At 75.0% G+C, this 579-nt stretch carries 1 protein-coding gene and 1 pseudogene; both read right to left on the bottom strand.

Annotated elements, in window-relative coordinates; genetic code table 11:
• Positions 1 to 138: 138 nt before the first annotated feature.
• The gene (locus tag B7767_RS35155; protein WP_037805260.1) at positions 139 to 399 is read right to left on the bottom strand and encodes a hypothetical protein; all 261 of its coding nucleotides are present in this window, start codon (positions 397 to 399) and stop codon (positions 139 to 141) included.
• A 29-nt stretch (positions 400 to 428) separates the two neighbouring features.
• A pseudogene (locus B7767_RS48625) lies at positions 429 to 579 on the bottom strand (WYL domain-containing protein); the annotation flags it as partial.

Raw genomic sequence — 579 nt, 5'->3', positions numbered from 1 at the left:
ATGCGGCGGGCCGAGTCCGCGACCTGCCTGCCGAGCCGTTCCGCCTCGACGAAGACCTTGACGGCGAGCACCCCGAGCACCAGCAGACCCAGGAACCCCACGGCAATCGCGAACATCGGCCAGAACATGGGGGTGAGCCTAGACGGTCGAGTGGAGCCGCAGCGTCCGGACCCCGCCGCCGGTGAGCAGCTCCACGATCCGCTCCCCCGCCGGCTTGCGGACGGCCGCCCCGCACTCGGGGCAGGTGAAGGAGTAGAAGGTGGTGCGGCTGCTGGCGCCGATGGCCAGGCGCAGCGCGCTCGCGGCGAGCTCGAAGCGCTCCCGGCAGTCCGGGCAGCCCGCCCGGAACATCACCGGGGCCACGCTCCTCATCCCCGCGAACGCGGACGCCGCCGTCATGGTCCGCGCTCCGGACGTCGCCGACTCGCTCAAAGCCCTCGCTCCTGCCTGTCGTCCTGTCCGTGCGGCCCCGGTCGTCCGGCCGCCTCGACCCCGTCGTACGCCGCCAGCGCCTCGCGGGCCGCCTGCCGGGCGCTGTCGGCCAGCGCGCGCGGCTCGACGATGCGGCCGTCGCGGCCG

It is taken from the genome of Streptomyces sp. 13-12-16 (assembly GCF_002114215.1).
In the GTDB taxonomy this organism is placed as follows: Bacteria; Actinomycetota; Actinomycetes; order Streptomycetales; family Streptomycetaceae; genus Streptomyces.
Note: the sequence above shows the minus strand (reverse complement) of the source record. Positions and strands in the feature narration are given on the sequence as shown.

Bases quoted from the DNA above. Each gene is read 5' to 3' on its own strand.
- B7767_RS35155 (WP_037805260.1), bottom strand. From the start codon at position 399: ATGACGGCGGCGTCCGCGTTCGCGGGGATGAGGAGCGTGGCCCCGGTG.